Origin of the sequence: Litoribaculum gwangyangense, from assembly GCF_039543505.1 — a bacterium.
GTDB lineage: Bacteria > Bacteroidota > Bacteroidia > Flavobacteriales > Flavobacteriaceae > Litoribaculum > Litoribaculum gwangyangense.
Genome location: NZ_BAABJW010000013.1, coordinates 1 through 1,952, shown reverse-complemented (window position 1 = coordinate 1,952; position 1,952 = coordinate 1). Strand labels below are relative to the sequence as shown.

The 1,952-nt window shown below is 32.0% G+C and carries 2 protein-coding genes; both read left to right on the top strand.

Going from position 1 to position 1,952, the window contains the following annotated elements; translation table 11 throughout:
- The first annotated feature begins 100 nt into the window (after window positions 1–100).
- Complete coding sequence (locus tag ABD963_RS15080) at window positions 101–898, top strand: hypothetical protein (RefSeq protein WP_345278285.1); 798 nt, start codon at window positions 101–103, stop codon at window positions 896–898.
- 172 nt (window positions 899–1,070) lie between these two features.
- A complete protein-coding gene (locus ABD963_RS15075) occupies window positions 1,071–1,733 on the top strand; it encodes a hypothetical protein (protein WP_345278283.1) in 663 nt (220 codons plus the stop codon).
- Window positions 1,734–1,952: the final 219 nt, after the last annotated feature.

Here is a 1,952-nt window from a genome sequence, read left to right as displayed (position 1 = left end):
GAAAATCCTCGCGGATTTTCTATTCGGTTTTTATTTGCTAAATTAGGTGCTTAACCACGCCACTAATCATACACAAACACGTTACCTGCAAGCTAAAAAAATGACCGAAACAAATAATCAAATAGAAAATACTACAAAAGACATCAAACTTTATTCGTCTAAGGCAATCAGCGGAGCAACATTTTTGGGAGGGCCATTAGCTGCTGGCTATTTAATAAGCGAAAATTTTAAAGCGCTAAACAAACCTGATGAAGGAAGAAAATCTTTAATAATAGGAATTATAACTACAATTATACTATTTGGTGGAATATTTATGCTCCCCGAAAAGATTGTTGACCAAATTCCAAGACAATTAATTCCTCTTATTTATACAGGTATCATTTGGGGAATTGTAGAGTGGACTCAAGGTGTCCCACTAAAAGCTCATGAAAAACACGGAAATTCATTCTTTTCAGGATGGAAAGCTGCTGGAATTGGACTGATTTCACTATTAATAGTTGGAATTGGAATATTTGGTTATACTTATCTCTCGACAGACAGCGAAGTATATGAAAAGTACGAAAAAGAATTTACTGAATTTTCAAAAAACGAAACTGAGACTTTAGTCTTTTACAATAATTTAAATACTGGAACTAAACATTCTTTACTTAAAGAATTAGACGAAAAAACGATTCCTAAATGGAAAGAAAATATTGAGATAATTAATAAAACAAATAGATTCGAAGATTTACCTACTGAGTTAATTAAACAAAACGAAATTTTACTAAAATATTCAGAACTTAGAATACAAGCGTTTGAATTATTCAGAAAGGCAATTGAAGAAGATACGGACAAATATATCCAACCATTAAAACAAATACATTTGCAAATTGACAATGAGCTTAAGAAACTGAATTGAGAAAAGCCAGCAGGTAACACCGTGTATAATTAATGGCTAGTTCGAGCTTGCTTACGAAAATCCTCGCGGATTTTCTATTCGGTTTGTATTTGCTAAATTAGTTGCTTAAACACGCCACTAATCATACACAAAACCGTTGGCAAACATTTAAGAAAAACTGCATAACAAGAGAATGAAGAACTTTTTAATAATCGTTTCAATCCTATTTTTCTGTAATCTGAATTACGGACAAATTGCAGTTATAAAAGATGTTGATGGATTTACAAACGTTCGGAAACTTCCTAAAATTAATTCTGAAGTCATTTATAAACTCAAAGATTCCGAAGTATTTAGTTATCAAGAAAACAAAACAGAATCTGATTGGATAACCGTATATATTTCAAAAAACAAATTCCAATTGGAATGTGGAGAAGACGATACTTTTATGGGTTACATTCATAAAAGTCGTTTATGCCCAATTGAGGATTTGACTAAATACAACGGAACTGAATTTTCATTTGAGTATAAGTTAAAGGAATTTAGTCTGGAAAATAAGATATCTGATTTTGACGGAAAGTGGCTGACTAAAATTAACGGACGGAGAATTTACGGAACTGACGGAAATATTCCTAAAACAGAAGTTGTTGGAATTGAAACCTCAATAAATGGAAAATCTATTGAGATTCCGAGTATTCTTTACGAGGATATTTTTGAATGCGACAATGTATTTGAAATCAATAAAAACAAGAATGATTATATTGTCCATCAATGGAATAGTGATGGTGCTGGTGGATATTTAATTGTTTGGGTTTTAGGAAACGAGAAATTAAAACAACGACTGATATTAATACCATAAATAAAAAACGATTTGCCAACAATGGCTATAAGTAATTGCTTGTTCTCGCCTACTTCTGAAAATCCTCGCGGATTTTCAGTTTGTTGTGTACTTGCAAAGTTAATCGCTAAACCACGCAACTACTCATAGCCGAGACCGTTGCCACACATTTGAAAATAAGAACATTGAGAAAATTTTACTTTCTGACTTTACTGTCAATTATTTTATTGAACTGCCAAA